At 67.6% G+C, this 25,491-nt stretch carries 25 protein-coding genes and 1 pseudogene; 19 read left to right on the forward strand and 7 right to left on the reverse strand.

All coding sequences use genetic code 11. The features are described 5' to 3' along the window. Positions 1-621 carry a MarC family protein gene (locus PX554_RS01980; RefSeq protein WP_093225176.1) on the forward strand — a complete coding sequence of 207 codons (621 nt, stop codon included), beginning with the start codon at positions 1-3 and terminating at the stop codon, positions 619-621. 122 nt (positions 622-743) lie between these two features. Here PX554_RS01980 and PX554_RS01985 read toward each other — a convergent pair whose 3' ends face one another. Next, the gene (locus PX554_RS01985; RefSeq protein ID WP_275498504.1) at positions 744-2,519 is read right to left on the reverse strand and encodes an AcrB/AcrD/AcrF family protein; all 1,776 of its coding nucleotides are present in this window, start codon (positions 2,517-2,519) and stop codon (positions 744-746) included. A 92-nt stretch (positions 2,520-2,611) separates the two neighbouring features. Here PX554_RS01985 and PX554_RS01990 point away from each other — a divergent pair, with 92 nt between their 5' ends. The 7 genes from PX554_RS01990 to PX554_RS02020 all read left to right on the forward strand — a co-directional run bounded on the left by PX554_RS01990 (position 2,612) and on the right by PX554_RS02020 (position 10,443). Next, entirely contained in the window at positions 2,612-3,010 is a 399-nt protein-coding gene (locus PX554_RS01990) for a GtrA family protein (RefSeq protein WP_256326270.1), read from the forward strand. Next, on the forward strand, positions 3,010-3,738 hold the full coding sequence (locus PX554_RS01995) for a class I SAM-dependent methyltransferase (RefSeq protein WP_275498506.1): 729 nt from the start codon (positions 3,010-3,012) through the stop codon (positions 3,736-3,738). The genes PX554_RS01990 and PX554_RS01995 overlap by 1 nt, the downstream gene beginning before the upstream one ends. A 125-nt stretch (positions 3,739-3,863) precedes the next feature. Next, positions 3,864-4,760: a GTPase Era gene (gene era, locus PX554_RS02000; RefSeq protein ID WP_275498508.1), complete on the forward strand. Its 897-nt coding sequence runs from the start codon at positions 3,864-3,866 to the stop codon at positions 4,758-4,760. A gap of 74 nt (positions 4,761-4,834) precedes the next feature. Further along, positions 4,835-5,980: a tRNA guanosine(34) transglycosylase Tgt gene (tgt, locus tag PX554_RS02005; RefSeq protein ID WP_275498511.1), complete on the forward strand. Its 1,146-nt coding sequence runs from the start codon at positions 4,835-4,837 to the stop codon at positions 5,978-5,980. Then, the gene (locus tag PX554_RS02010; protein ID WP_093225167.1) at positions 5,977-6,159 is read left to right on the forward strand and encodes a hypothetical protein; all 183 of its coding nucleotides are present in this window, start codon (positions 5,977-5,979) and stop codon (positions 6,157-6,159) included. Before tgt ends, PX554_RS02010 begins: the two co-directional genes overlap by 4 nt. A gap of 201 nt (positions 6,160-6,360) precedes the next feature. Further along, positions 6,361-9,201: a M16 family metallopeptidase gene (locus PX554_RS02015; RefSeq protein ID WP_275498515.1), complete on the forward strand. Its 2,841-nt coding sequence runs from the start codon at positions 6,361-6,363 to the stop codon at positions 9,199-9,201. Between the two features lie 192 nt (positions 9,202-9,393). Beyond that, positions 9,394-10,443: a cell wall hydrolase gene (locus PX554_RS02020; RefSeq protein WP_275498518.1), complete on the forward strand. Its 1,050-nt coding sequence runs from the start codon at positions 9,394-9,396 to the stop codon at positions 10,441-10,443. Between the two features lie 176 nt (positions 10,444-10,619). Here PX554_RS02020 and PX554_RS02025 read toward each other — a convergent pair whose 3' ends face one another. The 4 genes and pseudogenes from PX554_RS02025 to PX554_RS02040 all read right to left on the reverse strand — a co-directional run bounded on the left by PX554_RS02025 (position 10,620) and on the right by PX554_RS02040 (position 12,449). Continuing rightward, the gene (locus tag PX554_RS02025) at positions 10,620-11,237 is read right to left on the reverse strand and encodes an FKBP-type peptidyl-prolyl cis-trans isomerase (RefSeq protein WP_275498520.1); all 618 of its coding nucleotides are present in this window, start codon (positions 11,235-11,237) and stop codon (positions 10,620-10,622) included. An 87-nt stretch (positions 11,238-11,324) separates the two neighbouring features. Beyond that, positions 11,325-11,531 carry a 30S ribosomal protein S21 gene (gene rpsU / locus PX554_RS02030; protein WP_069203433.1) on the reverse strand — a complete coding sequence of 69 codons (207 nt, stop codon included), beginning with the start codon at positions 11,529-11,531 and terminating at the stop codon, positions 11,325-11,327. Between the two features lie 109 nt (positions 11,532-11,640). After that, a complete protein-coding gene (locus PX554_RS02035; RefSeq protein ID WP_275498528.1) occupies positions 11,641-11,943 on the reverse strand; it encodes a polyhydroxyalkanoic acid system family protein in 303 nt (100 codons plus the stop codon). 88 nt (positions 11,944-12,031) lie between these two features. Further along, positions 12,032-12,449 (reverse strand): annotated as a pseudogene (locus PX554_RS02040) (VOC family protein). Positions 12,450-12,637: 188 nt separating this feature from the next. Between PX554_RS02040 and lnt the strand changes: the two are divergent. The 3 genes from lnt (at position 12,638) to PX554_RS02055 (ending at position 16,628) form a co-directional block, all read left to right on the forward strand. Continuing rightward, positions 12,638-14,173, forward strand: coding sequence for an apolipoprotein N-acyltransferase (gene lnt, locus PX554_RS02045; RefSeq protein WP_275498952.1), 1,536 nt, complete (start codon positions 12,638-12,640; stop codon positions 14,171-14,173). A gap of 72 nt (positions 14,174-14,245) precedes the next feature. Next, complete coding sequence (gene metK / locus PX554_RS02050) at positions 14,246-15,466, forward strand: methionine adenosyltransferase (RefSeq protein ID WP_093225161.1); 1,221 nt, start codon at positions 14,246-14,248, stop codon at positions 15,464-15,466. Between the two features lie 64 nt (positions 15,467-15,530). Further along, complete coding sequence (locus tag PX554_RS02055) at positions 15,531-16,628, forward strand: hypothetical protein (RefSeq protein WP_275498531.1); 1,098 nt, start codon at positions 15,531-15,533, stop codon at positions 16,626-16,628. Here the strand turns inward: PX554_RS02055 and PX554_RS02060 are convergent. Continuing rightward, positions 16,621-17,496 (reverse strand): formate/nitrite transporter family protein, encoded by an 876-nt coding sequence (locus tag PX554_RS02060; protein ID WP_093225157.1) that lies wholly within the window; start codon positions 17,494-17,496, stop codon positions 16,621-16,623. The genes PX554_RS02055 and PX554_RS02060 overlap by 8 nt on opposite strands. Positions 17,497-17,596: 100 nt before the next feature. On the opposite strand from PX554_RS02060, the gene trmB reads away from it, so the two are divergent. Together trmB and PX554_RS02070 are read left to right on the forward strand one after the other, a co-directional pair. Further along, positions 17,597-18,277 carry a tRNA (guanosine(46)-N7)-methyltransferase TrmB gene (trmB, locus tag PX554_RS02065; protein WP_093225466.1) on the forward strand — a complete coding sequence of 227 codons (681 nt, stop codon included), beginning with the start codon at positions 17,597-17,599 and terminating at the stop codon, positions 18,275-18,277. An 81-nt stretch (positions 18,278-18,358) separates the two neighbouring features. Then, entirely contained in the window at positions 18,359-18,835 is a 477-nt protein-coding gene (locus tag PX554_RS02070; RefSeq protein WP_093225156.1) for a DUF2721 domain-containing protein, read from the forward strand. A 69-nt stretch (positions 18,836-18,904) separates the two neighbouring features. Here the strand turns inward: PX554_RS02070 and PX554_RS02075 are convergent, their stop codons facing one another. Continuing rightward, positions 18,905-19,168 carry a hypothetical protein gene (locus tag PX554_RS02075; RefSeq protein WP_275498536.1) on the reverse strand — a complete coding sequence of 88 codons (264 nt, stop codon included), beginning with the start codon at positions 19,166-19,168 and terminating at the stop codon, positions 18,905-18,907. A gap of 239 nt (positions 19,169-19,407) precedes the next feature. Between PX554_RS02075 and PX554_RS02080 the strand changes: the two genes are divergently transcribed. From PX554_RS02080 to PX554_RS02105, 6 genes are all read left to right on the forward strand, one after another. Further along, positions 19,408-20,121 (forward strand): response regulator transcription factor, encoded by a 714-nt coding sequence (locus PX554_RS02080; protein WP_093225153.1) that lies wholly within the window; start codon positions 19,408-19,410, stop codon positions 20,119-20,121. Then, a complete protein-coding gene (locus tag PX554_RS02085; protein ID WP_275498954.1) occupies positions 20,118-21,437 on the forward strand; it encodes an ATP-binding protein in 1,320 nt (439 codons plus the stop codon). The genes PX554_RS02080 and PX554_RS02085 overlap by 4 nt, the downstream gene beginning before the upstream one ends. 53 nt (positions 21,438-21,490) lie before the next feature. Beyond that, positions 21,491-21,895 (forward strand): type II toxin-antitoxin system PemK/MazF family toxin, encoded by a 405-nt coding sequence (locus PX554_RS02090; protein WP_275498539.1) that lies wholly within the window; start codon positions 21,491-21,493, stop codon positions 21,893-21,895. Between the two features lie 288 nt (positions 21,896-22,183). Then, the gene (locus tag PX554_RS02095; RefSeq protein ID WP_093225150.1) at positions 22,184-22,879 is read left to right on the forward strand and encodes a carbonic anhydrase; all 696 of its coding nucleotides are present in this window, start codon (positions 22,184-22,186) and stop codon (positions 22,877-22,879) included. After that, positions 22,876-24,390, forward strand: coding sequence for a SulP family inorganic anion transporter (locus PX554_RS02100; RefSeq protein WP_275498541.1), 1,515 nt, complete (start codon positions 22,876-22,878; stop codon positions 24,388-24,390). The genes PX554_RS02095 and PX554_RS02100 overlap by 4 nt, the downstream gene beginning before the upstream one ends. Positions 24,391-24,637: 247 nt before the next feature. Then, positions 24,638-25,450, forward strand: a complete 813-nt coding sequence (locus PX554_RS02105; protein ID WP_275498543.1) for a TorF family putative porin — start codon at positions 24,638-24,640, stop codon at positions 25,448-25,450. Positions 25,451-25,491: the final 41 nt, after the last annotated feature.

Genomic DNA, 25,491 nt, shown 5'->3' on the forward strand with positions numbered 1-25,491 from the left:
ATGATCGAGCTGTTCATATCCTCGCTCATCACCTTTTTCGTGGTGATCGATCCGCCCGGCTGCCTGCCGATCTACGCCGGGCTGACCGCTACCGCGACGCCGGCACACGCGCGCGCGATGGCGGTGCGTGCGGTGCTGGTCGCGGCGGCGATCCTGTTCGTCTTCGCGCTGTTCGGCGAGGATCTGCTGCGCGGCCTCGGCATCAGCATGGCGAGCTTTCGCATCGCCGGCGGCATCATGCTGTTCCTGATCGCGCTCGAAATGGTGTTCGAAAAGCGCACCGAGCGGCGCGAGGATCGGGCCGCCAAGGTCGCCGCGACCCCCGAGGCCGATGACGTTTCGATCTTCCCGATGGCGATGCCGATGATCGCCGGCCCCGGCTCGATCGCCTCGGTGATGCTCCTGATGAGCCGCAACGAGGGCATCGAACGCAGCCTGGTGATCCTCGGCGCGCTGATCACGATCCTGCTGCTGACGCTCGCCGCGCTGCTCGCGGCGGGGCCGCTGATGCGCATTCTCGGCGCCAAGATCGAAGCGGTGGTGACGCGCATCCTCGGCGTGCTGCTCGCTGCGCTGGCGGTGCAGTTCGTGATCGACGGGGTGAAGATCAGCCTGGGGTGAAGAAGGCTCGCCCCCGTTCGTGCTGAGCTTGTCGAAGCACGTGCCTACGCGCCGACGTTGGCTTGCTTGGCACGCCCTTCGACAAGCTCAGGGCGAACGGGGGGTATCAAGCGGTGCCGCCCTCAATACCGTATCCGCCACAACCGCAGCGGCGATTTCGCCGGCAGCGGCAGTTGCTCGAGCCACGCCGGCACCTTGCCATGCGCGAGCTGGTCGTAGAACCCGCCGGGATGGTGCGCGCGGTACACGGTCGATTCGGCCATGTTCGGGCACACCAGCAGCAACGTCGCGCCATGCCGTTTGGCGATCGCGCGGAATTCGGCCGGGCTGCGCGTGAAGGCGTGCTGCACGTCGAGGATCGCGTCGCCGTTGCGGTGATAAGGCCCCGCCACCGCATTGTGATGCGTCAGCGTGATGAGCCGCGGCCCGAGATCGACGAAGGTGAAGATCGTCGCCGCCGGATAGCGATCGAGCGGGCGCAGCGCGCCGTTGGTGTTGCACGATCCGCTCGCGCGCATAACCGTGGTCACGCGCGCGCTCGGGCGGGCGAACGGCAGATATTGGATCACATAGCCCGCGAATAACCCCGACACGATCAGGAACGCCACCACCGTGCCCGCCACGCGCACCGCCAGCCAGCGGCTGCCGAGCAGATGCGGCAACACCAGCCAGGCGAGCGCCACCGCGCCGGGCACCGCGAGCATCTGCGCGCCCGGCCCCGCGCGGGCCTGCCACAGCAGCAACAGCGCGGCCATCGTCGTGAACAGCAGCACCGTCATCCAGCCGACGAACGCGGGCCGGCGGCGCGCCCGCCAGGTCGCGATCGCGGCGCCGATCACCCCGATGATCGGCAACGTGACCACGGGAATCGCGGTGCGCAGCGGATGCTGGTAGATCGGCTTGGCCTCGCGCACATTGGCGAGCCAGGTCCGCGCCAGTTCGGGCGAAACCTGTTCGGGGCGGCCGAGGCATTGCGGAAACACAAGCGCGAAGCCGGCGACGATCGCCAGCCCCGCCGCCACCGCCAGCACCAGCCGCAGCGTGCGGGTCTCAGGGTTGATCCGCGCGAGCAGGAACAGCAATGCGCCCGCGACCACCATCACGCTCAGCCACACCGGCGTCAGCGCGTCGCAGCGGAGCACGCTGTTGGCATAGGATGCGAAACCGGCATAGCCGAGCGCGCACCCGCCCGCGAGACACAGCGCATAGGTGCTCATCCGCGGCGCGTCGGCGCGGTCCCACACCCAGCACAATGCGATGATCGCCCCGGCCCCGGCGCAGAACGGCAGCATTTCCAGCCCGATCGTCAGCGACAGCGCGCTCGCCAGTCCGACGATCAGCCCGCCGCGCGCGCGCATCGGATCGGACAGCCCCGCCACCGTCAGGCTCAGCATCGCGAGTTGCCAGCCGTGATGGTCGATCCGCTCGGGCATGAACATCAGCATCGTCGCGGAGCAGCACAGCAGGAACGCGATCGCGAGCGGCCAGGCGATCGGGCTGACCAGCCGCCGCACCGTCGCCACCAGCCCGAGCATCGCGATGCTGAGCGGCAGCAGCGGCGCCACCCCGCACGCCAGCCGCTCCGCCCAGGCGGGGCCGCAGAACGGGCGGAGCAGCAGAATCAGCCCCGCGATCGGCAGATCGACGACGCGGCTCCAGTGCATGTTGAACCCGCCCGGCGGGTTCATCCGATACTGGCGCAGATCGTACCAGCCCTGCCCGTTCAGCAGCGCGCGCACCTGCATCAGCCGCATGTTGTCGTCGGTGTCGGGCAGCGACAGGAAATGCATCTGCGCCCAGCGATCGCGCAGGAACCACGCCGCGATCACCACCCAGGCGATCAGCGTGAGCCGCACCCAGTACCGGTCGAGCAAATCCTTGGGCTGCGCGCTAACCATGCAAAAAGCTTTCCACGTGTGTCGGCGCGCTCTACTAGGCGCGGCGCAAAGGGCAAGTGAACGACATGACATTGGCAAGGCGAGTGGGAAACATGCGATCGAGCGGCATGCTCGGCCAGTTGATCCGCTTCGGCATCGCCGGTGGCGTCTCGACCTTGATCTATTCGGCGGTCTATCTGCCGCTCACGCTCTACGTGTTCACGCGGCATCATGCCGTCTATGCGGTGCCGTTCGCCTTCGCTGTGGCGGTGACGGCGGGCTATTTCCTGCACAGCCGCTGGAGCTTCAAGGACCACGGCACGCGCGAGGGCGGCGGCACGCAGCAGGCCAAGTTCGTGCTCGTGCAGGCATCGGGCATGGCGCTCAACGCGATCATCACCTGGATCGGCACCGCGCTGCTCGGCTATCCCGCCTGGGTGCCGCTGCTGCCAGCGGTCGCGCTGGCGACGATCTTCACCTTCATCCTCAATCGCTGGCTGGTATTCGGATAATGGACCGCATCGTTTACGACCGCATGGCGGCGCATGACTCGACCCACTGGTGGTATCGTGCGCGGCGCGACATCCTCGCCGACTTCCTCGCGCGCGAAGGCAATCTCCCCAAGGATGCGCGCATCCTCGAGATCGGCTGCGGCACCGGGCACAATCTTCCGATGCTCGCGCAGTTCGGCACCGTCGAGGCGATCGAGATCGATCCCGCCGCGCGCGAGATCGCCAGCCAGCGGCTCGGCAAGCCGGTCGGCGCGGCGCCCCTGCCCGCGCTCACCGGGGTCGAGCGCGGCGCCTATGATCTGATCGCGGTGCTCGACGTGGTCGAGCATATCGAGGACGATGTCGCGGCGTTGAAGGCGATGGCGCAGTGCCTCAAGCCCGGCGGCAAGATCCTCATCACCGTGCCCGCGCACCAATGGATGTGGAGCGCGCACGACACCGTCAACCATCACCACCGCCGCTATTCGAAGGCGAGCCTCGCCAAAGCGATCGGCGCGGCGGGGCTGAAGGCGCGAAAGCTCGGCTATTTCAACTCGCTGCTGTTCCCGCTCGCCGCCGCCTCGCGGATCGCCGGGCGGCTGACCGGCAAGGACGACAGCGACGACTCGCCGCCGCCCAAGCTGGTCAACAGCGTGTTCGAAACGGTGTTCCGGCTCGAACGCCACCTCGTCGGGCGGGTGCCGCTGACGCCGGGGGTTTCGATCGTGACGCTGGCGTCGCCGAAGTAAGCGCCCGCCCCTCACGCCGTTCGCCCCGAGCGAAGTCGAGGGGCCGGACTGCAGCGCAGGTGTCTCGACTTCGCTCGACACGAATGGTTGTGGTATCGGGGCGGAACATACCAGAAAGTACATTCATGACCGATCAATCCTGCGGCCTCGTCGCCGTGCTCGGCGCGCCCAATGCGGGCAAGTCCACGCTCGTCAACGCGCTGGTCGGGCAGAAGGTCGCGATCGTCAGCCCCAAGGCGCAGACCACGCGCACGCGGCTGATGGGCGTCGCGATCGAGGGTGACGCGCAGATCCTGCTGGTCGACACACCCGGCATCTTCGAACCCAAGCGCCGGCTCGATCGCGCGATGGTTCAGGCGGCGTGGGGCGGCACCGAGGGCGCGGACATCCTCGCCTTGGTGGTCGATGCCAAGGGCGGCCTCAAGGACAAGGTGACCGAGATCGCCGAGGCGATCGCCGGCCGACCCGAACCCAAATATCTGATCCTCAACAAGGTCGATCTCGCCGACAAGGCCAAGCTGCTGCTCCATGCCGAGCGGCTCAACGGCCTCGCGCCGTTCGCCGAGACCTTCTTCGTCAGCGCCGCGACGGGCGATGGCCTGGCCGAATTCAAGGCGCATCTCGCCAAGGCGATGCCGGCGGGGCCGTGGCACTATCCCGAGGATCAGGTCTCCGACGCGACCGAGCGCGCGCTCGCCGCCGAGGTGACGCGCGAGCAGCTCTACCTCCAGCTCCACGCCGAGCTGCCTTATGCAAGCGCGGTGGAGACCGAACAGTATAAGGAGCGCGAGGACGGATCGGTCGAGATCCACCAGCAAATCCTGGTCGAGCGCCCGACGCAACGCGCGATCGTGCTCGGCAAGGGCGGCGCCCGCATCAAGGAGATCGGCGCGCGCGCCCGCACCGAACTGAGCGGCATCATGGGCCGGCCGGTGCATCTCTACCTCCACGTCAAGGTGCGCCCCGGCTGGGACGACGAGCGCGAGGTGTACCGCGACATGGGGCTCGACTGGGTGGATTGAACCCGCCCCTCTCCCCCAGGGAGGGCAGAGTCTGATGGTTCCCAACCGGCCCGATCCGCGCTACCACCCCGCCGATGACGGCCCCGCGTTTCGAGTTCACCATCAGCGCCACCGACGGCAAGGCGCGCACCGGCACCCTCCAGATGCGGCGCGGCGAGATCCGCACCCCGGCCTTCATGCCGGTCGGCACCGCCGCGACGGTTAAGGCGATGAAGCCCGCCGACGTGCGCGCGGCCGGCGCCGACATCATCCTTGGCAACACCTATCACCTGATGCTCCGCCCCGGTGCGGAACGCGTCGCGCGGCTGGGCGGGCTACACGATTTCATGGGCTGGAACCGGCCGATCCTCACCGATTCGGGCGGCTATCAGGTGATGAGCCTCTCCGATCTCACCAAGCGCGACGAGAACGGCGTCACCTTCAAGAGCCATCTCGACGGCACGCGCCACACGCTCAGCCCGGAGCGGTCGATCGAGATCCAGCGGCTGCTCGGCTCAGACATCGTGATGGCGTTCGACGAGCTGGTGCCGACCACCTCCACCCCGGAGGTGCAGGCCGCCGCGATGGCGCGCTCGATGCGCTGGGCGAAGCGCAGCCGCGACGCGTTCGACGGCGGCGGCGCGCATGCCGAGAACGCGGCGATCTTCGGCATCCAGCAGGGCGCGCTCGACCAGACGCTGCGCGGTGACAGCGCCGCCGCGCTGATCGACATCGGCTTCGACGGCTATGCGGTCGGCGGGCTTGCGGTCGGCGAGGGGCAGGAGGCGATGTTCGGCTGCCTCGATTTCGCGCCCGGCCAGCTTCCCGCTGACAAACCGCGCTATCTGATGGGCGTCGGCAAGCCCGACGATATCGTCGGCGCGGTCGAACGCGGCATCGACATGTTCGATTGCGTGCTGCCGACGCGCTCGGGCCGCACCGGCCAGGCGTTCACCCGCGAAGGCCCGATCAACCTGCGCAACGCCAAGTTCGCGGAGGATCAAGCCCCGCTCGATCCCGCATGCGCCTGTCCGGTGTGCTCAACCTGGACCCGCGCGTACATCCATCATCTCGTCCGCGCTGGCGAAATTCTCGGCGCTATGCTGATGACCGAGCACAACCTTTACTTCTACCAGGCGTTGATGGCCGATCTGCGGGGCGCAATCACAACGGGCACGCTGACTGCGTTCGCGGATCGATTCCGATCGGACTATGGCCGACACAAAGAGAGGGTGACATGACCGACGAGATCAACGAAATCGCCGCCGCCGCGCGAGACGCGAAGCGCGTGCGCGAGGCCGCCGCCGATCCAACCGTCTATAATCGCCAGAGCTGGCCGGTCGTGCCGATCGCGATCGGCGTGGGTTCGGCCGCGCTCGCCGCCGCGTTCCTCTACGTGAACGGCAGCCGTAAGAAATAAGCCAGCATCCTTCCCCGCCAGCGGAAGGTGGCGCCGAAGGCGACGGATGGGGAGGATGCGGTTCCCCCCGCAATCGTCGCGCCTCTGCCTCCTCCGGCACGCTTCGCGCGCCACCTCCCCCCGGCGGGTGAGGTCTTAGGGACATTGACAGCGCCCGCCGCGCGGCGACAGGTAGCGCATCCCTGTTCTCCGGAGATGTTGATGCGCCTGTTCCGTGCCGCCCTGCTGATGGGCGCCGCCCTGCTCCCGCTCACCGTGCAGGCGCAATCGCCAGGGGCAGCCGCCAAGGCCCCGGTCGCGGCGCTCAAGCCGCTCGACTTCACCGAGCGCACCTTGCCCAATGGCCTCAAGGTGTACGCGATCCGCGACACCGGCACCTCGAACGTGTCGGTTCAGGTCTGGTACGATGTCGGCTCGAAGGATGATCCCGCCGGGCGCTCGGGGTTCGCGCATCTGTTCGAACATTTAATGTTCAAGGCGACGCGCAACCTGCCGCCCGAGACGTTCGACCGGCTGACCGAGGATGTCGGCGGCAACAACAACGCCTCGACCAGCGACGATTACACCGAATATCACGAGACCGTTCCCGCCAACCACCTCCAGCGGCTGCTGTTCGCCGAAGCCGACCGGATGGCGAGCCTGGTCGTCGATCCCGCCGGCTTCGCCTCCGAACGCGACGTGGTGAAGGAGGAATTGCGCGGCGATTTCGCCCGACCCTATGGCAAGCTGTTCTCAGCTTATGCCTCGGCGGTGTCGTACAGCCGCCATCCCTATGCGCGCTCGACGATCGGCAGCATCGCCAATCTCGACAGCGCCAGCATCGACGATGTCCGCGCCTTCCACGCGGTCTATTACCGGCCCGACAATGCCGTGCTGGTGGTGTCGGGCAATTTCGATCCCAAGCAGCTCGATAGCTGGGTCGATCAATATTTCGCCGGCATCAAGCGCCCGACCACCCCCATCCCGCGCGTCGCCGTCGCCGAGCCCGAGCGGACCACGGCGACGCATTACACCGTCTATGAGCCCAACACGCCGCTGCCGGCGGTGCTGATTTCCTATCCCGTCCCCGCCGACAAAGACCCCGACAATCCGGCGCTGACTGTGCTCAACGCGGTGCTGTCGATGGGCGAGAGTTCGCGGCTGTACGAGACTTTGGTCTATCGCGATCAGCTCGCCGCGCAGGCGCAGAGCTATGTCGATACCAAGCAGGGTCCGGGCAACCTCATCCTGTTCGCGGCAATGGCGAGCGGCAAGCCCGCCTCGGCGGGCGAGGCGGCACTTCGCGCCGAAGTCGCGCGGCTGCGCGACACGCCGGTCAGCGCTGCGGAACTGACCGAAGCCAAGAACCAGATCCTCACGTCGGCGCTGCTCGGCCGCGAAACCGCCGAGGGCAAGGGCCGCGCGCTCGCCATGTCGGCGATCATCGACGGCGATCCGCGCACCTCCGACCGTCAGCTCGCCGAGATCGCCAAGGTCACCGCCGCCGACGTGCAGCGCGTCGCCCGCAAATATCTGCGCGACGCGCGTTCGGCGGCGATCACCTATCTGCCGCCCGAAGCCGCGCCGGCCGGCGGCAAGGGCGACACGATCGCGATCGCTGATACCGTCCAGGTCGCGCCGCTGACCGCGCCCGCGCACATCGACACGCCCGTGTTGGCCAGCGAGGCTGACCGGATCGCGCCGCCCAAGCCCGGTGCGCCCGTCACCGCCGCGATCCCCAGCCCCAACGAATTCCGCCTCACCAACGGCCTGCGTGTGGTGGTGGTCGAGCGCCACGAACTGCCGCTGCTCAGCGCTGCGCTGGTGACGACCGGCGGCGGCGCCGATGATCCCGCCACCCGTGCTGGCTTGGCCGACCTCACCGCCGAGGTGATGACCAAGGGCACGACGACGCGCTCGGCAACGCAGATCGCCCGCGAGATCGAGGCGCTCGGCGGCTCGATCTCGAGCGAGGCGGGCTGGGACGGATCGGATGTCGATGTCACGATCAAGTCGGATCAGGCCGCCCCCGCGCTCGCGATCCTCGCCGACGTGGCGCAGCATCCGGTGTTCGCGTCCGAGGAGATCGAACGCGCCCGCGCGCAGGCGCTCGACGGGGTGACGGTGACGCTCAAGGACCCCGGCCAGCTTTCCGGGCTGGTCGCCGCGCGCGCGGTGTTCGGCGACGCGCCGTATGGCCATCCGCTCTCCGGCACACCCACCTCGCTCAAGGCGATCACCCAAAGCGAAATCCGCACGGCCTATGCCAAGGCATGGCGCCCCGATCAGGCAACGCTGATCCTCGTCGGCGATATCACCTCGGCGCGGGCGAAGACGCTCGCCGAAGCCAATTTCGCGCGCTGGTCGGTGCCCGCCGCGCCCACACCCGCCGCGCCGGTGGCGAGCACCTATCCGGCGCCGCGTGTGATCGTCGTCGACATGCCCGATGCCGGGCAGGCCGGCGTCGTCGTGGCGCGGCCGGGCATCGCCCGCAGCGACCCGGCCTATTACCCGGCGAGCGTCGCCAATGCAGTGCTGGGTGGCGGCTATTCGTCGCGGCTCAATGCCGAGATCCGCATCAAGCGCGGGCTGGCCTATGGCGCGAGCAGTTCGCTCACCGCGCATCGCGGCCCCGGCACGCTCTCGGCACGCACCCAGACCAAGAATCCGACCGCGCCCGACACGGTCGCAATCATGATCGAGCAGATGAAGCGGCTCGGCAGCGAGCCGGTGCCGGCGGCCGAACTGGAGACGCGCAAGGCGGTGCTGATCGGCGGGTTCGGCCGTGCGAGCGAGACCACCGGCGGCATCGCGGCCGTGCTCGGCCAATATGTGCTGGAAGGCGTGCCGCTCGACGAGCTCAAGCGCTACATCCCGGCGGTGACCGCGGTCGATCCGGCGGCGGTGAGCGCGGCGGCGAAGGCCGTGATCGACCCGGCGCGCGCGAGCATCGTCGTGGTCGGCGACGCCAAGCTGTTCCTCGATGCGCTGAAGAAGGCGTATCCGCAGGTCGAGGTGATCCCGGCGGATACGCTCGATCTGGGCAAGGCGAGCCTCAAATGACCGTCGCCCCGGCGCAGGCCGGGGCCGCTTCGTGATGTGGCCGCGCGGTCGCCCCAAACATGGCGGCCCCGGCCTGCGCCGGGGCGACGGCTGATTTTCGCCGAACCTTACCGTAACCCTCACCTGTTCCATCGCGAGACACGCTCGAAAAGCCAAGAGCGACGCCGGCCGCGATCGGTTATGCGCGGGCGCATGCCCTCCCCGCCCGGCCCCGAATCGCGACCCGATCGCGCGCTGACGGCGCTTCACGTCGCCGGGCTGGCGTTGCTGGTCTGCGCGGGGGTGTCGGCGCATGCGGCGTATCGCGCGATCGAGGAGCAAGCCGCGAGAGCGGCGCCGGTCACGACGATCGCGTCCGGTTATGAGGCCCAGGAGCATTTTCCCGGCGCGGCGCTGCTCTACGCCGGAGACGACAGTGCCGCCGCCGCGCTCGCCGCCCCAGCCAGGGGCACGACCGGCACGATCGCCCTGCCCGATCTGCCGCTCCCGCCCGAGGCCGCGTCGTTCGCGACCGCCGACGGCTCGATCCACCCCGCCGCACCGTTCGACATGCGCCGCGCGAGCGCGCTCGATCGCGGCCGCGCGCTCGATTGCCTGACGACGGCGATCTATTACGAGGCCGCGACCGAGCCCGACGCCGGCCAGCAAGCGGTCGCACAGGTGATCCTGAACCGCGTTCGCCACCCGGCTTTCCCCGCGACGGTGTGCGGCGTGGTCTATCAGGGGTCAGAGCATAGCGGCTGCCAGTTCAGCTTCGCCTGCGATGGTGCGATGACGCGCGGCCAGCCAGCCCGCGCCTCCTGGCTGCGCGCGCTGCGCGTGGCGGCGGCGGCGCTCGGCGGCTATGTCTATGCGCCGGTCGGGCTGGCGACGCATTACCACACCTATGCGGTCACCCCCGCGTGGAACCGCCATCTCGTGATGACGGCGGCGATCGGCGCGCATTTCTTCCACCGCTGGCAGGGCTGGTGGGGCACCCCCGGCGCATTCCGCCAGATCTACGCGGGCGGCGAGCCGGTGCCCGGCCCGCATGCCCGCATCATCGAAGCGCTGCCGGTGCCGGCGATCACGCTCGCCGCCACTGCGCCTGCGCCGGTGGTAGCGAAGACTGCACCCGCGACGATCCAGCCGGCCTATGCGCAAAGCGGCACGCTGCTCACGCCAGCGCGCACCGCGGAAGCTCGGCCCGGCGATTCGCAGATCCTCGATCGCTGGAAAGACTCAGGCAAGCTGCTGCAATAACCCCGCTCCGTTCGTTCCGAGCGAAGTCGAGGAACCGGGGATAACGCACGTGTCTCGACTTCGCTCGACACGAACGGTTGACGGGTACCCATATAAGAAAACGCCCCGGTCGCGAGACCGGGGCGCCTTGATACTCGATCGATGAGAAGCGGCGCCGAAACGCCGCCTCCCGCGAATCACTGCCCCGGCGGGACCGTACCCGGTGCCGCACCACCGGCGGGAGGCACCGCACCCGGCGCGCCGCCACCCTGCTGCATCTGCTGCATTTGCATCTGCTGCTGCATCTGCATCTGGCGCAGCGTCGCCTCGGGGATGAAATCAAGCAGCTCGACCGTGAACGCCAGCACAGAATGCGCAGGGATCGGACCCTTGGCCTCATCGCCATAGCCGAGGCTCGGCTTGATCCAGAACTGGTACTTCGACCCCTTGGTCATCAGCTTCAGCGCCTCGCTGAAGCCCGGCACGACGCCCGTGACGGGCATCGGCGTCGGCTGCTGCGACTTGTCGAAGGTCGTGCCGTCGAGCAGCTTGCCCTCGTAATTGACGAGCGCGACATCGGCGTCGGTCGGCTTGGCATCGCCCTGGCCGGGCGACAGCACCTTGTACTGGAGGCCCGACGCCGTCTCCACCACGCCCTTGGCATGGCGGTTCTTGGCGAGGAAGCTCGTCACCGGATCGGCGGGCGCCTGCATGGCGAGCGCCGCCGCCGCGACCAGCGCCAGCGCGACGCCGATCCAGACATAGACCAGAATGCTCCGGCGGATCGGCTTCATCGGTACGGCGGTGATCGACATGGGCAGCCTCCCGGAAAGACCGGCGCGCGCGCCGAATCAGATCGTTACGATATGACGGACGGGCGCGTCGCCGCGCCCGCCACCCGATTACCGGGCGCCGTCACGCTCCAGGCGCTTGCGCTCGAGCTTGCGAGCACGGCGAATCGCGGCGGCGCGCTCGCGCGCACGCTTTTCGCTGGGCTTTTCGTAATGCCGGCGCAGCTTCATCTCGCGATAAACGCCCTCGCGCTGCAGCTTCTTCTTCAGGGCGCGCAGCGCCTGGTCGACGTTATTGTCGCGAACGATGATTTGCATAAAACGCTCAGACTCCGGATCAATAGAAATCGGTCGTCGCGAGGCAAGGCCCGCGCCGCAAGGCGTGCGCCCTACACGCGCCGCTCGCGGTTTTCAACCTCTTGTTGAGTCAGGCGAGCAGCTTCGGCCCTTCCTTGGCGAGTTTCGCGCGAATCTTGTCGGCGAACAGCCGCAGAAACGGGGGCAGATCGACGATCGCGTGCACGTGATCGTCGAACAGATCGACTCGGCTCGCCACGCGCTGCCCCATCGCGACGAGCGTGAAGTGGAGCGAATCGCCGTCCCAGCGATGCTCGGCCACCGAGCTGCCGGGCAGCATCGCGCTCGCCTTCTGAAGGCCCTCCTCCAGCCGCGCGCGCACGATCGCGCGGGTATGTTTGTGGGGGATATCTACCGTGATCGGCTCAGCCATTGGAAATCCCTTAAACCGTTCGTGTCGAGCGAAGTCGAGACACCTGTGCCACCCATCTCCGTCGATTTCGCTCGGGACGAACGGGAAGCTATTTCGCGAAGATCATCGTATCGTCGGCGAACGCCTTGAACTCCAAAGCGTTGCCGCTGGGATCGCAAAAGAACATCGTCGCCTGCTCGCCAGGTTGGCCGACGAAACGGATGTGCGGTTCGATGCCGAAGCGCGTTCCCGCCGCGCGCAGCCGGGTCGGCGAGCGCCTGCCAGTCGGCCATCGTCAGTACGACGCCGAAATGCGGCACCGGCACGTCATGGCCATCAACCGGGTTGGCGACCGCGACTGGCTGTGCGGCGGGATCGAGATGCGCGACGATCTGGTGGCCGAACAGGTCGAAGTCGATCCAGGTCGCCGCGCTGCGCCCCTCCGCGCAGCCGAGCGTCTCTCCGTAAAACGCGCGCGCAGCGGCGAGATCGTGGACGGGGAAGGCGAGATGGAATGGGCGCGGCATAGGCGTGAGATACCGCCACGAACGACTTTCGTCACCCCGGACCCTTCGACAAGCTCAGGAGAGCCTTGTTCCGGCGTCCACGGTTCCGCATACGCGCATGCCGAGGCTCTCGCGGCCCGGTGGATGCCGGAACGAGTCCGGCATGACGTTAAGTGGGACGGTGAGTGGCCAACAAGTTCGTTTCGGTGATTACGGGCCGCCCCGCCTTACCCAGCCTGCTGTTCGGCGGTCTCGCGGTGCTCGGCTTCGCGCCTTGGGGCTGGTGGCCGGTGACGCTCGCCTGTTTCGCCGCGTGGCTGTGGCTGGTCCATGCCGCGCCGACGATCCGCGCGGCGCTGTGGCGCGGCTGGCTGTTCGGCGTGGCGCATTTCACCTTCGGCAACATCTGGATCGCGCAGGCCTTCTCCTATCAGGATGCGGTGCCGCACTGGCTGGGACCAATAGCGCCGTTCCTGCTCGCGCTGTATCTCGCGATCTATCCGATGCTCGCGGCCGGGGCGGCGTGGCGCTTCCGCCGCGCGGAGCCGGACGTAGGGTACGTGCTGGTGTTCGCCGCCGCCTGGATCGTCACCGAATATCTGCGCGGCACGCTGCTCACCGGCTATCCGTGGAACCCGCTGTCGGAGATCTGGCTGCCGCTGCCCGGCGTGACGGCGCTGTTGGCGTACATCGGCACCTATGCGCTCTCCGGCGTCACGTTCCTCGCGGCGGGGGCGCTGACCTTGCTCGCGATGCGGCGATGGCGTCTGGCGACAGTAACGAGCGGAGCGCTCGGGCTGCTCGCCCTCGGCGGCATCGAACTGCCGATCACGCCTGTCGCGCCGCCCGCCAACACGCCCCGCGTCCGCATCGTCCAGCCCGATCTCGATCAGGAGCAGCGCCCGCGCGACGATTACCCGGTCGCCAATCTGCGCGCGCTCCAGGCGCTCGGCGGCACGTCCGGCCCCGCCCCGCGGCTGATCCTGTGGCCCGAGGGCGCGTTGCGCTTCAACGTCGAGGACGGCTATCCGCCGCAATACAATTACCTCGCCGATCCGGCCGAGGTGCGCGCCGCCATCGCCGCCCCGCTCGGGCCGAACGACGTGGTGCTCACCGGCGGACAGGCGCTGGAATTCGACAAAACCGAGAAGCTCGTCAGCGCCGGCAATTCGATCTTCGCGATCGACGCGAACGCGCGGCTGATCGGCCGCTACGACAAGGCGCATCTGGTGCCGTGGGGCGAATATCTGCCGGCGCGGCCGTTGATGTCGGCGATCGGCCTGTCACGGCTGGTGCCGGGTGATATCGACTTCGCGCCCGGTCCGGGTCCGCGCACGCTCGCTCTGCCGCGCTTTGGCAAGGCGGGGTTCCAGATCTGCTACGAGATCATCTTCTCGGGCAGCGTGATTGATCCGGCGCACCGCCCCGACTTCATCTTCAACCCTTCGAACGACAGTTGGTACAGCCGCTCCGGCCCCGAGCAGAACCTTGCGCAAGCCCGCATGCGCGCGATCGAGGAAGGCCTGCCAGTGCTCCGCGCCACACCCACCGGCGTGTCCGCGATCATCGACGCGCACGGCCGCGTCGTCGCGTCGATCCCGTGGAACACGCGCGGGACGGTCGAGGCGCCGTTGCCGCGCCCGCTCGCGCCCACGCTGTTCGCGAAGCTCGGCAACGCGCTCGCCGCGCTCGTCGCGGCCGCGATGCTGCTGTTGGCCGTTGCCTTCCGCCGGTCGCGCCGCTAGGTGGTCATATAAGGAAAGCTTTATATGCGCCGTTCCGGGATTCCGGCACCGCGCCAGCAAAGGGCCAGATTGATGCGTGCTTCGTTCCTGTTCACCTCCGAATCGGTCTCGGAGGGCCATCCCGACAAGGTCGCCGACCAGATTTCCGATGCGGTGGTCGATCTGTTCCTGTCGAAAGACCCCTATGCTCGCATCGCCTGCGAAACGCTGACCACCACGCAGTTGGTCGTGCTCGCCGGCGAAATCCGCTGCAAGGGCGTGTACGAGAATGGTGCCTGGGCGCCGGGCGCGCAGGAAGAGATCGAGGCGGCCGTCCGCGCGACCGTGAAGCGGATCGGCTATGAGCAGGACGGCTTCCACTGGGAGACCTTCCGCTTCGAGAACAACCTGCACGGCCAGTCCGCGCACATCGCGCAGGGCGTCGATGAGAGCGGCAACAAGGACGAAGGCGCCGGCGATCAGGGCATCATGTTCGGTTATGCGACCGACGAGACCCCCGATCTGCTGCCCGCCACGCTCTATTACTCGCACCGCATCCTCGAGAAGCTCGCGTCGGACCGCCACAACAAGGTCGTGCCGTTCCTCGAACCCGACGCCAAGAGCCAGGTGACGCTCCAGTATGAGAACGAAGTGCCGGTGCGGGCGACCGCGCTGGTCGTCTCGACCCAGCATGCTCCGGGCTATTTCGACGATGGCGGCGAGGGCAGCGACGCAGCCAAATATCAGGAACTGCGCGATTATGTGGTCGGCGTGTTCCATGAGGTACTGCCGGAAGGCTTCATCACCGACGAGACCAAGATCTACGTCAACCCGACCGGCCGCTTCGAGATCGGCGGCCCCGATGGCGACGCCGGCCTGACCGGACGCAAGATCATCGTCGACACCTACGGCGGCGCTTCGCCGCACGGCGGCGGCGCGTTCAGCGGCAAAGACCCCACCAAGGTCGATCGCTCGGCCGCCTATGTCGCGCGCTACATGGCGAAGAACGTCGTCGCCGCCGGTCTCGCGCGCCGCTGCACGATCCAGCTTTCCTATGCGATTGGCATCGCCGAGCCGCTGTCGCTGTACGTCGACCTGCACGGCACCGGCACCGTTCCCGAAGCCAAGATCGAGGAAGTGCTGCCCAAGCTGGTCCGCCTCACCCCCAAGGGCATTCGCGAACACCTCAAGCTCAACGCCCCGATCTATCAGAAGACCGCGTCCTACGGTCACTTTGGCCGCAAACCCGAAGGCGACAGCTTCACCTGGGAAAAGACCGATCTGGTCGATGCGCTCAAGGCGGCAGTGGCGTAACGCCATTTCGCTTTTCGCGTGAAGGGATTAGCCTCCCGGAGCAGAGACTCCGGGGGGCTTTTTCATGCGTTTCGTTTTGGCAGTATTGTCGATCGTCGCCGTCGCGGTGCCGCTCATCGCGTCGGCGCAGCAGAAGCCGCCGGAACTGGCGATCCCCGCCGACAGGCCCTATCGGCACGCGCCATCTGGCCTTGTCATTCCCGCCGCGCTCGACGGCTTGCCACGCATTTCCGCCAACGCCTTCGCGCCCGATCATCTCGACGAAGCCTTCAACTTCGGCACGCCGAATTCGAGCGAGGACATCACCGTCTTCGTGTTCCGCAACGTGGCCGGATCGGTGCCGGTCTGGTTCGATCGCGTGGCGCGGATCGTGGAGCAGCGCGACACCTATGGCGGGCTAACCATCGCCAAACCAGCCGCCGCCTTCACGCCGCCGGGGCAAACCACCGCCAGCGGGCTGATCGCCAGCTATCGCCCGATGCGGGGGCCGTATCGCAGCACCGCGATGGCCTTTTTCCCGCTCGGCCCCGACTGGTATGTCGAACTGCGCTACTCCTCGACGACGATCGACGCCGATGCGATCGATACGCGGCTGCGCGGCGCGATCGCTGCACTGGGCTGGCCCCGCCAGATCGAGCCCCAGCCGGCCGCCGAACCGATTGCCGATTGCACCGCCCCGCTCGCGCTGACCGGCCCGGCGAAGGCGGTCAAGGGAGAGAATGCGATGGCGTCGAGCCTGTTCGCCGGGCTGCTCGCCAGCGTCGGCCACGATGCGGCGAAGAAAACCAAGTATACGCCACCGCCGTCGCCGTTCGTATGGTGCCGCGATACCGCGAGCTATCCCGCGCTGAAGGCACACGGCGTCTATCGGCCAAGCGATACGACCGACCAGTATCTCATCGCGCTGACCGACGCCGGGCGCGGCATTTGGGTCAGCCCCGATCCGATCACGGCCCTGCTCGGCAAGGACAAGGGCGAGGCCGCAGCAGTCTGGTCGCTGACCCTCAACGATGTCGCGGCGACGACCTCCTATGCCGGGCGCGACCGCCTGCCCCCGCCCGATCAGGCTGTCGCGATCGTCAACAGCGAACCCTATGCCTCTCGCACGACCACCTGGGGCAAAAAGCGGAACGTCCAGGTGAACAGCGACAGCCTCAAGTAAGCTTTGCGCTGCGCAGACCCCGCCGCTCCAACCGCCGCTGGCGGCGAGCGGCTTTCTTGCTGCGGCGCATCTCCTCGGTCATCTCGCCGCGCACCTGCCCGTGCGCGAGCAGCGCGAAGATGCCGGCGCCGCCGATCAGATTGCCCGCCACCGCCGGCACGATCAGCCCGAACACGGTGCGCAGTGCATCTGCGTGGCCCGAGTAGAACAGCAGGAACGCCTCGCTCGACCCGACCACCGAATGCGAGAACCCGCCGATTGCCACCACCCATGTCACCGCGAAAATCACGAGGAAGGATTGCTCGCGCGCATTGGGCAGCGACCAGGCGAGGATTGCGATCAGGAAGCCGGCGGGCACCGCATTGACCAAGGTCGCGAACGGCGAATGTTCGAGGATCGGCAGCGCCACCGCGATCATCGCATCGTGCGCGCCCGCCGAACCGAGCCCGCCGAACGCAATCACCGCCGCGCCGGTCGCGGTGCCGATCAGATTGGCGCCGAGCACCACGCCCCACAGCCGCAGCGTGCGCAGCAGCGATTCGCGGGTCGGGTCGCTCACCAGCGGCAACACCGCAGTGATCGTGCTTTCGGTAAACAACTGCATCCGCCCGAGAATCACGATCAGGAAGCCGACCGGATAGCCCATCGCCACCACCAGCTCGCGCCACGCGCCCATCGGCAGTTTCTGGTAGAGCACGCCTTCCGCCAGCAGCGACGCGTTGATCGCCAGCCCAGCCGCGATGCCCGACCAGAACAGCGATGCGAGCGGACGGCGCAACTCATCCTCGCCCTCCTCGCGGATCGCCCTGTGCAATTCCTTCGCGTTCGCCGCCTTGAGCTCGTCGACGCCGCCTGTCTCTTCCGCCAAAACCCGTCCTCCCTGTCGTGTGGAGCGCAACGGCTGGCCGCGCGATTGTCTCCGCAGCGAGGGTGACGCGGCGCGACGGCTTCGCTATCGCCGCGCGATCATGAACGACCCCACTACTATCCGCCGCCTGTACGGCCGCCGCCAGGGCCACAAATTGCGGCAGGGCCAGTCCGCGCTGGTCGAGGATCTTCTGCCGCGCGTGAGCGTGCCCGACGCCGGTCCGATCGATGCGCGCACCCTGTTCGGTGATGACCGCCCGCTGGAGTTGGAGATCGGCTTCGGCGCGGGCGAGCATCTCGCCGGCCAGGCCGCGATGCGCCCGGCCCACGGCTTCATCGGCTGCGAGCCGTTCCTCAACGGCGTGGTCGGCGCGCTCAACCACATCCGTGACGGCGCGCTGGAAAACGTGCGGCTGCACATGGGCGACGCGCTCGAAGTCGTCGAGCGGCTGCCCGACGCATCGCTCGACCGGCTCTACCTGTTGCACCCCGATCCGTGGCGCAAGGCGCGCCACGCCAAGCGCCGCATGGTCAACCACGGCCCGCTCGACCTGATCGCCACCAAGCTCAAACCCGGCGGCGAGTTCCGCCTCGGCACCGACGACCCGACATATTGCCGCTGGGCCATGATGGTGATGAACCAGCGCCGCGATTTCACCTGGCTCGCGGAGACCGCCCGCGATTTCCTCGAACGCCCCGCCGACTGGCCCGAGACCCGCTACGAACGCAAGGCGCGCCGTCAGGGGCATGAGGTGTGGTACTTCCGCTATCGGCGCGAATGATCCCCGGCCTTCGAAGCGGACACCTTCATTTCGCGCAAGCGGACTTGCACATCACGCACGCCGCTTGCACACACGGGCGCCATGAACGCCCTCCCGAACGCGCTGCCGCCGATCCATACGATCGCGCAGGCGATTCAGCTTTCGCTCTCGCCGATCTTCATGCTGGCGGGCATCGGATCGCTGCTCAACGTGTTGGCCGGGCGGCTGTCGCGCGTGGTCGATCGCGCGCGTGATCTCGAGGCGCTGCACCCGCGCTCCGCCGGGCCGGAACATGATCGTCACGTGTGGGAGCTGCGCATCCTCGACAAGCGCATCAACGTCATCAACCGCGCGCTCGTCCTCACCGTGTCGAGCGCGGTGATGACCTGCACCGTCGTCGCGATCCTGTTCGTCGCGGTGCTGTTCAAGCTGCATATCGGCACCGCGGTCGCGGTCTCGTTCATCCTCGCGATGATCTTGCTCATCGCCGGGCTGATCTCGTTTCTCGTCGAAGTCCATATGTCGCTGACCGCGATCCATATCCGCCCCGAATTGCTCGAAATCGGCGACGAGGCATAGCCGACGGCAAAACGCGCCGACGCACGGATGCGCGCCGACGCGTCGACGGACCTCTGCGGGCCCTTGCGATCAGTTGGTCGCGGCGATCTCCGCCGTGCGCTCGGCGCTGGCGAGCGCCTTGCCGCACACCGCCGGAGCCGCGGCCATGTGCGGGGTCTTGCCCGACAGGTGCAGCGGGGCGGCGGCCGGCGCGCAGCCGCGCTTGTTGGGGTGATAGCTCACCAGCGGCGTGGTCTTGCCGGCCGGCGCCCAGCGCATCTGGTGCGTGTCGGACAGCGATTGCGCCGCGGCGGGGGCGGCGATCAGCGCAAGCGGGAGCAGGGCGAACTTCATCGAAATCACGGGCAATCCTCTCATACCAAGTATGAGCGCCAAGATAGCGCGCCGGCTTTGCCCGCACCTGTCCGGTTCGTGTTGAAACATGGCGCGTACCTCTCCCGTCATTTGCGCGAACGTGACAAAATATTGCTCATTGTCGCACACCCCGCCCGGGCGGCGGCGTGGCCGTTGATCGCCCGCCCCTTCGCGCCTAGACCTTGCGGTATGTTTGCGTTTCAACGATCCGCCGCCGCGTGAGCGAACCCGTCATCATCCTGGTCGAAGACGACCCGCCGCTGCGCACCCTCACCGCACGCGCGCTGCGCGAGAACGGCTATGCCGTCCACACCGCCGGCTCCGCGCCCGAGCTGTGGATCGCGTTCGACAACGTGCCCGCCGACCTGATCGTGCTCGACATCATGCTGCCCGGCACCAACGGCATCGATCTGTGCCGGCAGATCCGCCGCAAGAGCGACGTGCCGATCATCTTCGTCAGCGCGCGCGGCAGCGAGGAGGACCGGGTGATGGGCCTCGAACTCGGCGCCGACGATTATCTCGCCAAGCCGTTCGGCACGCGCGAGCTGATCGCGCGGGTGCGCGCGGTGCTGCGCCGCCGGTCGGGCAGCGAGAGCCTAGGCGGGGTCGAGCGCCAGGACGAGGCGCATTTCGACGGCTGGACGGTCAATTTCCCGCGCCGCGAATTGCGCGCGGCGAGCGGCGCGACCGTCGAGTTGACCGGCGCCGAATTCGATCTGCTCGCGACCTTCATCGCCCAGCCGCAGCGCGTGATCGCGCGCGAGCGGCTGATCGAGCTGTCGCGCACGCGGCTCGGCGAAAGCTCGGACCGCAGCATCGACGTGCTGGTCAGCCGGTTGCGCCGCAAGCTCTCCGCGACCGGGCAGGACGCGCCGATCGTCACGGTGCGCGGCATTGGCTATATGTTGCGCGCCGGGGTGACGCGGTCCTGAGCCTCGCGCGACGCATCTCGATCGGCCTGCTTGGGCGGCTGCTCGTCATCCTGCTGCTGACGATCGTCGTCGAATTCGGCGCGAGCACCTTGTTGTACGAGCGCGCGTCCGAACTGTCGCTGCGCGAGGACGAGGCCAACCGCCTCGCCGAACATCTCGTCGTCTCGCGCAAATTGCTCAACGAATGGCCGCAAAGCCAGCGTGTGCGGATCGCGCGCGAACTGGCGACCGATCGCTACCGGATCGGCTGGAGCAGCACCGATCCCGGCGGCAACGCGTTCCGCCCGCACCTGGGCAGCATGCAGGCGCAGATCGTCGCGTGGGAGCCGGATCTGGCTCGCTCGAACCTTCGATTGCACCTGCCGGCGCTGCATCAGGATGGTTCAATCGTCATCGGCGACCTGCGGCTTGCCGACGGAAGCTGGATGACCTTCCAGATGCGCGGCATCACCAGCGCGTTCAATCCGTCCTACGACCGAATCCTGCGCGCGCTGCTGCCCGCAATCCTGCTCGCGATGCTGGCGGGGCTGCTGATCCGCTCGACATTGCGGCCGCTGCGCGGGCTGATCCGCGCGTCGCATCACGTCGGCCTCGGCCAGCGCGCGCCGATCGCGGAAGAAGGCTCGGCGGAAATCCGCAGCCTGATCCATGCGTTCAACGAGATGCAGGACCGTATCCACGAGCTGATCGAGAGCCGCACACAGGCGCTGGCGGCGGTCGGCCACGATCTGCGCACGCCGCTCGCGCGGCTGCACCTGCGTCTCGAAGGCATAGACGACCCGGAACTGCGCGCCGAACTCGCCGAGGACGTCGCCGAGATGAGCGAGATGCTCGGCTCATTGCTCGCCTTCTTCGGCGGCCAGAGCGACCCGGAAAAGCCCGCGCTCACCGATCTCGCGGTGTTGGTGGCGACGCTGGTAGACAATGCCGCCGATCGGGGGCTCGACGCCAGCTACGACGGCCCCGATCATCTCGAACTGCGCGTGCGCGCCTCGGCGATGCGCCGCGCGATCGCCAATCTCGTCGAGAACGCGCTCCATTATGGCGAGCGCGCGCGCGTCCGCCTCGAAGCCGACGCGACCAACATATGCGTCATCGTCGAGGATGACGGCCCCGGCATTCCGCCGGAGCGGATTCGCGACGTGCTCACCCCTTTCGTCCGGCTCGACGAAGCCCGCGCGCGCAACACCAAGGGCATGGGCCTCGGCCTCGCCATCGTCGCGCGCGCGGTCGAAGCCGAAGGCGGCACGCTGACGCTGGCGAACCGCATGGGCGGCGGGCTGACCGCGACGATCCTATTGAAACGAACCGAATAGAAGCAGTCGCATCGAAGATTTACCGGAGATCGACAGACCGTTACGTTTTGGCAATGCCTCTGCCATTTCATCCGGAGCCCGGCACGATCGTCGTCTGCGACTATTCCACCGGCTTCCGTGAACCGGAGATGGTCAAGCGCCGGCTCGCCGTCACGATCTCGCCCAAACTCAAACGCCGTAACGATCTTGTGACGGTCGTTCCCCTCTCGACCACAGCACCGCACGCCGAAGAGCCGTGGCATCATAGGCTGGAGTTGACACTTCCACCGCCGTGGGGCGACGGCCCACGGTGGGCCAAGTGCGATATGCTCGCAACGGTTGGCTACGCCCGCCTGAACTTGCCGCACACGCGGCATCCCGTGACAGGGGCGAGGCGATATGTGCAAATCCAGGTCTCGGACGAAGACGTTCTTGCCCTACTACACGCGACGCGATGCGCGCTCGGCATCGGTCATTGAAAATCGCCAGTTGTGCGCTATATCGGGCGAGTTCCTGCGCTGTCTGCCATGGCGGATATCAGGCTTAAGTCCGGAGCGATCCGGCGGAATCCTTGGCGATGCAAGCTGGAGATTCGACAAAACCCCGGCCGCCCTGCGGCCGGGGTTTTTGCTGTCCGGCGACCGGATTAGCGACGTCGCCCGTCGGAAACACTTTGTCACGGCGTCGCCGCGTCGCAGCAAGATTGCACCCGTATCTTGGGAGCTTGGCGCACCTCCGTGTGTGCGCGTTCCAAAAGGAGTGCGACAATGAACGAATTGATCGGGCGCGTCTTTAGCTTCGAAAAGACGGTGTTCCCCAACCAGAGCGCCTTGTTCGGCCAGCTCGTCCGCGATGGCCAGAGCCCCAAGGCCCTGATGATCTCCTGCGCCGATTCGCGCATCGTGCCCGAGCAGGTGCTGCAGGCGAACCCTGGCGACCTGTTCGTCTGCCGCAACGCCGGCAACATCGTGCCGCCTTATGGCGAGATGCTCGGCGGCGTTTCGGCAACGGTCGAATATGCCGTCATGGCGCTCGGCGTGCGCGACATCATCGTGTGTGGCCATTCGGATTGCGGCGCGATGAAGGCGGTCGCGAATCCGAAGGGGCTCGATGCGATGCCCAACGTCGCCTCGTGGCTCAAGCATTCGGCCGCCGCGGAGAGCGTCGTATCGAGCGGCTATTCCGAGCTGTCGCCGTCGGAGCGAGTCCACGCGATCGCGCTCGAGAACGTCGTCGCCCAGATCGCGCATCTGCGCACGCATCCCTCGGTCGCCGCGGGCATCGCACGGGGTGAAATCTCGCTGCACGGCTGGCTGGTCGATATCCACGCCGGCCAGGTGCTTGGTCTCGACGGCACCACCGGGCGCTTCGTGCCGATGCGCGAAGGCTCGCCGCTGCCGGTCGCGCACGCCGCGGCGCAGCGTCTCGCCGCCGACTTCGCGCTGCCCGAGGCAGCGGAATGACCACCGCCGCCGATAACCCCAAAGGCTGGATGACCCGCGATTTCGCGGCGTCGATCGTGGTCTTCCTCGTCGCGATGCCGCTGTGCATGGGCATCGCGATCGCATCGGGCGTGCCGCCCGAGAAGGGCCTCGTCACCGGGATCATCGGCGGCATCGTCGTCGGCCTGCTCGCCGGATCGCCGCTCCAGGTGAGCGGCCCGGCGGCGGGCCTTGCCGTGATCGTGTTCGAACTGGTGCGCGATCACGGCCTCTCAGCGCTCGGCCCGATCCTCGTGCTGGCCGGGCTGTTCCAGCTCGTCGCCGGCGTGCTCCAGCTCGGCGGCTGGTTCCGTGCGATCTCGCCCGCGGTGGTGCACGGGATGCTCGCCGGTATCGGCGCGCTGATCGTGGTCGGCCAGTTCCACACCCTGTTCGACGCGAAGCCGCTGTCGAACGGCCTCGCCAATCTCGCCGCCGTGCCCGGCCGCGTGATGGGTCTCGATCCCACCAACATGGCGGGCACCGAGATCGCGCTCGGCATCGGGCTGCTCACCATCGCGCTGATGATCGGCTGGGAGAAGCTGCGCCCGGCATCGATGAAGCTCGTGCCCGGCGCACTGATCGGCGTGGTCGGCGCGACGCTGGTCGCCTGGCTCGCCAGCCTCAACGTGGTGCGCGTGAGCGTTCCTGAATCGATCGTCGCGGCGGTGGCGGTGCCGGACGATGGCTTCCTCGCCCCGCTGTTCGCGAACCCGGCGCTTCTGCTGAGCGCTGTCGCGATCGCCTTCATCGCCAGCGCCGAGACGTTGCTGTCGGCGGCGGCGGTCGATCGCATGCACGATGGCGTTCGCACCGACTATAATAAGGAACTGCGCGCGCAGGGCATCGGCAACCTGCTGTGCGGCGCCGCCGGCGCGCTGCCGATGACCGGCGTGATCGTGCGCAGCTCGGCCAACGTCCAGGCCGGCGCGACCACGCGCTTGTCGACCGTGCTGCACGGCGTCTGGATTCTCGGCTTCGTCGCGCTGCTGCCGTGGCTGCTGCGTGAAATCCCGATGGCGGCGCTCGGCGGCGTGCTGGTGGTGACGGGCGCCCGGCTCATCAGCCTCAAGCACGTCCAGCATCTGTTCGCGCATTACGGCGTGTTGCCGGCGCTGATCTGGGCGGCGACCTTCGTGCTGGTGGTGACGACCGATCTGCTGACCGGCGTGCTCGCCGGGCTCGCGCTCTCGCTGATCGAACTGGCGCCGCATGTCCGTCGCCTCAACCTCAAGGTCGATACCAACCACAGCGCCGAACGCAGCCACGTGCGGCTCGACGGCGCGGCGACCTTCCTCAGCGTGCCCAAGCTCAACAAGGCGCTCGACGCTCTGCCCGAAGGCAAGCCGCTGACGCTCGAGCTCCACAAGGTGCCGGCGATCGACCATAGCTGCGCCGAACTGCTGCGCGAGTGGCTCGGTCGGCAGCGCAAGCGCGGCATGGAGGTCGAACTGCTCGGCTCCTCGGCGCACCTGCACCGGCTGGCCGCGTAGGGCATATACCGAACCGTTCGTGCCGAACGGTTCGGTTCCTACACATTTTCGCGAAGACACTGGGGGAGGTGGTCCATATGGGCCGCCTCCCCCAGACACGTTTTGTCATGAAGCGGCAACGCTTCGGCCAAGCTGGCCTGTCACATCCTAGGCTCCCGCAGCGGATGCCGCCCCGACCTTAGATCGAGAGGCAGCACCGCGCGGGCGCAGGCGGGGACGTTCACCGATAAAAGGGGAAGGTCTTCCAATGAAATACGCAATCGCGCTCGTCGCCTCGCTGTGTGCGGCGGCCCCTGCCTTCGCACAGGAAGAAGCGCCGCCCAAGCCGATCACCGTCTCGGGCAGTGTCGCGCTCGTCAGCGACTATCGCTTCCGCGGCGTCTCGCAGACCGACAAGCAGATGGCGATCCAGGGTGGCCTCACCGCGACGCATGAAAGCGGCTTCTACGCGGCGCTGTGGGCGTCGAACCTCGCCGGCTGGGGCCAGTTCGGCGGCGCCAACATGGAACTCGACGTGGTCGGCGGCTACAAGCACAGCTTCGGCGGCACCACCGTCGATGTCGGCCTCACCTGGTACATGTATCCCGGCGGCAGCGACAAGACCGACTTCGCCGAGCCTTATGTCAAGCTCAGCCACACGCTCGGGCCCGTCTCGGCGCTGATCGGTGTCGCCTATGCCCCCGAACAGCAGGCGCTCGGCAACTGGAGCAACACCCCCGAAAGCCGGATCGGCGACAAGGAGGACAATCTCTATGTGTGGGGCGATGCCGCCGTGGGCGTGCCGAACACCGCGCTCACCGTGAAGGGCCATGTCGGCTATTCGAACGGCAACCCCGGCCTCGGCCCCAACGGCACCAGCGTCACGCCGACCGGCAGCTATGTCGATTATCTCGTCGGCGCCGATTACGTGCTGTCGCCGGTCACGCTCGGCATCGCCTTCGTCGGCACCGACATCAAATGGCGCGATTCGCTGTACCTCCAGCCGAACTTCTCCAGCACCAAGGATGGAAAGTCGATCGCGTCGGGCAAGGTGCTGTTCTCGGTCAGCGCGGCGTTCTGACCGATACGCCATGAGCACGGGCCGCCCTCACCCTTCCATCC

The organism is Sphingomonas pollutisoli (assembly GCF_029167165.1).
In the GTDB taxonomy this organism is placed as follows: Bacteria; Pseudomonadota; Alphaproteobacteria; order Sphingomonadales; family Sphingomonadaceae; genus Sphingomonas; species Sphingomonas pollutisoli.

What these genes read in the sequence shown, in the direction of transcription:
- PX554_RS01980 (WP_093225176.1), top strand. Translation starts at nt 1, where the DNA reads ATGATCGAGCTGTTCATATCCTCGCTCATCACCTTTTTCGTGGTGATC.
- PX554_RS01985 (WP_275498504.1), bottom strand. Translation starts at nt 2,519, where the DNA reads ATGGTTAGCGCGCAGCCCAAGGATTTGCTCGACCGGTACTGGGTGCGG.
- PX554_RS01990 (WP_256326270.1), top strand. Translation starts at nt 2,612, where the DNA reads ATGCGATCGAGCGGCATGCTCGGCCAGTTGATCCGCTTCGGCATCGCC.
- PX554_RS01995 (WP_275498506.1), top strand. Translation starts at nt 3,010, where the DNA reads ATGGACCGCATCGTTTACGACCGCATGGCGGCGCATGACTCGACCCAC.
- era (WP_275498508.1), top strand. Translation starts at nt 3,864, where the DNA reads ATGACCGATCAATCCTGCGGCCTCGTCGCCGTGCTCGGCGCGCCCAAT.
- tgt (WP_275498511.1), top strand. Translation starts at nt 4,835, where the DNA reads ATGACGGCCCCGCGTTTCGAGTTCACCATCAGCGCCACCGACGGCAAG.
- PX554_RS02010 (WP_093225167.1), top strand. Translation starts at nt 5,977, where the DNA reads ATGACCGACGAGATCAACGAAATCGCCGCCGCCGCGCGAGACGCGAAG.
- PX554_RS02015 (WP_275498515.1), top strand. Translation starts at nt 6,361, where the DNA reads ATGCGCCTGTTCCGTGCCGCCCTGCTGATGGGCGCCGCCCTGCTCCCG.
- PX554_RS02020 (WP_275498518.1), top strand. Translation starts at nt 9,394, where the DNA reads ATGCCCTCCCCGCCCGGCCCCGAATCGCGACCCGATCGCGCGCTGACG.
- PX554_RS02025 (WP_275498520.1), bottom strand. Translation starts at nt 11,237, where the DNA reads ATGTCGATCACCGCCGTACCGATGAAGCCGATCCGCCGGAGCATTCTG.
- rpsU (WP_069203433.1), bottom strand. Translation starts at nt 11,531, where the DNA reads ATGCAAATCATCGTTCGCGACAATAACGTCGACCAGGCGCTGCGCGCC.
- PX554_RS02035 (WP_275498528.1), bottom strand. Translation starts at nt 11,943, where the DNA reads ATGGCTGAGCCGATCACGGTAGATATCCCCCACAAACATACCCGCGCG.
- metK (WP_093225161.1), top strand. Translation starts at nt 14,246, where the DNA reads ATGCGTGCTTCGTTCCTGTTCACCTCCGAATCGGTCTCGGAGGGCCAT.
- PX554_RS02055 (WP_275498531.1), top strand. Translation starts at nt 15,531, where the DNA reads ATGCGTTTCGTTTTGGCAGTATTGTCGATCGTCGCCGTCGCGGTGCCG.
- trmB (WP_093225466.1), top strand. Translation starts at nt 17,597, where the DNA reads ATGAACGACCCCACTACTATCCGCCGCCTGTACGGCCGCCGCCAGGGC.
- PX554_RS02070 (WP_093225156.1), top strand. Translation starts at nt 18,359, where the DNA reads ATGAACGCCCTCCCGAACGCGCTGCCGCCGATCCATACGATCGCGCAG.
- PX554_RS02075 (WP_275498536.1), bottom strand. Translation starts at nt 19,168, where the DNA reads ATGAAGTTCGCCCTGCTCCCGCTTGCGCTGATCGCCGCCCCCGCCGCG.
- PX554_RS02090 (WP_275498539.1), top strand. Translation starts at nt 21,491, where the DNA reads ATGCCTCTGCCATTTCATCCGGAGCCCGGCACGATCGTCGTCTGCGAC.
- PX554_RS02095 (WP_093225150.1), top strand. Translation starts at nt 22,184, where the DNA reads ATGAACGAATTGATCGGGCGCGTCTTTAGCTTCGAAAAGACGGTGTTC.
- PX554_RS02100 (WP_275498541.1), top strand. Translation starts at nt 22,876, where the DNA reads ATGACCACCGCCGCCGATAACCCCAAAGGCTGGATGACCCGCGATTTC.
- PX554_RS02105 (WP_275498543.1), top strand. Translation starts at nt 24,638, where the DNA reads ATGAAATACGCAATCGCGCTCGTCGCCTCGCTGTGTGCGGCGGCCCCT.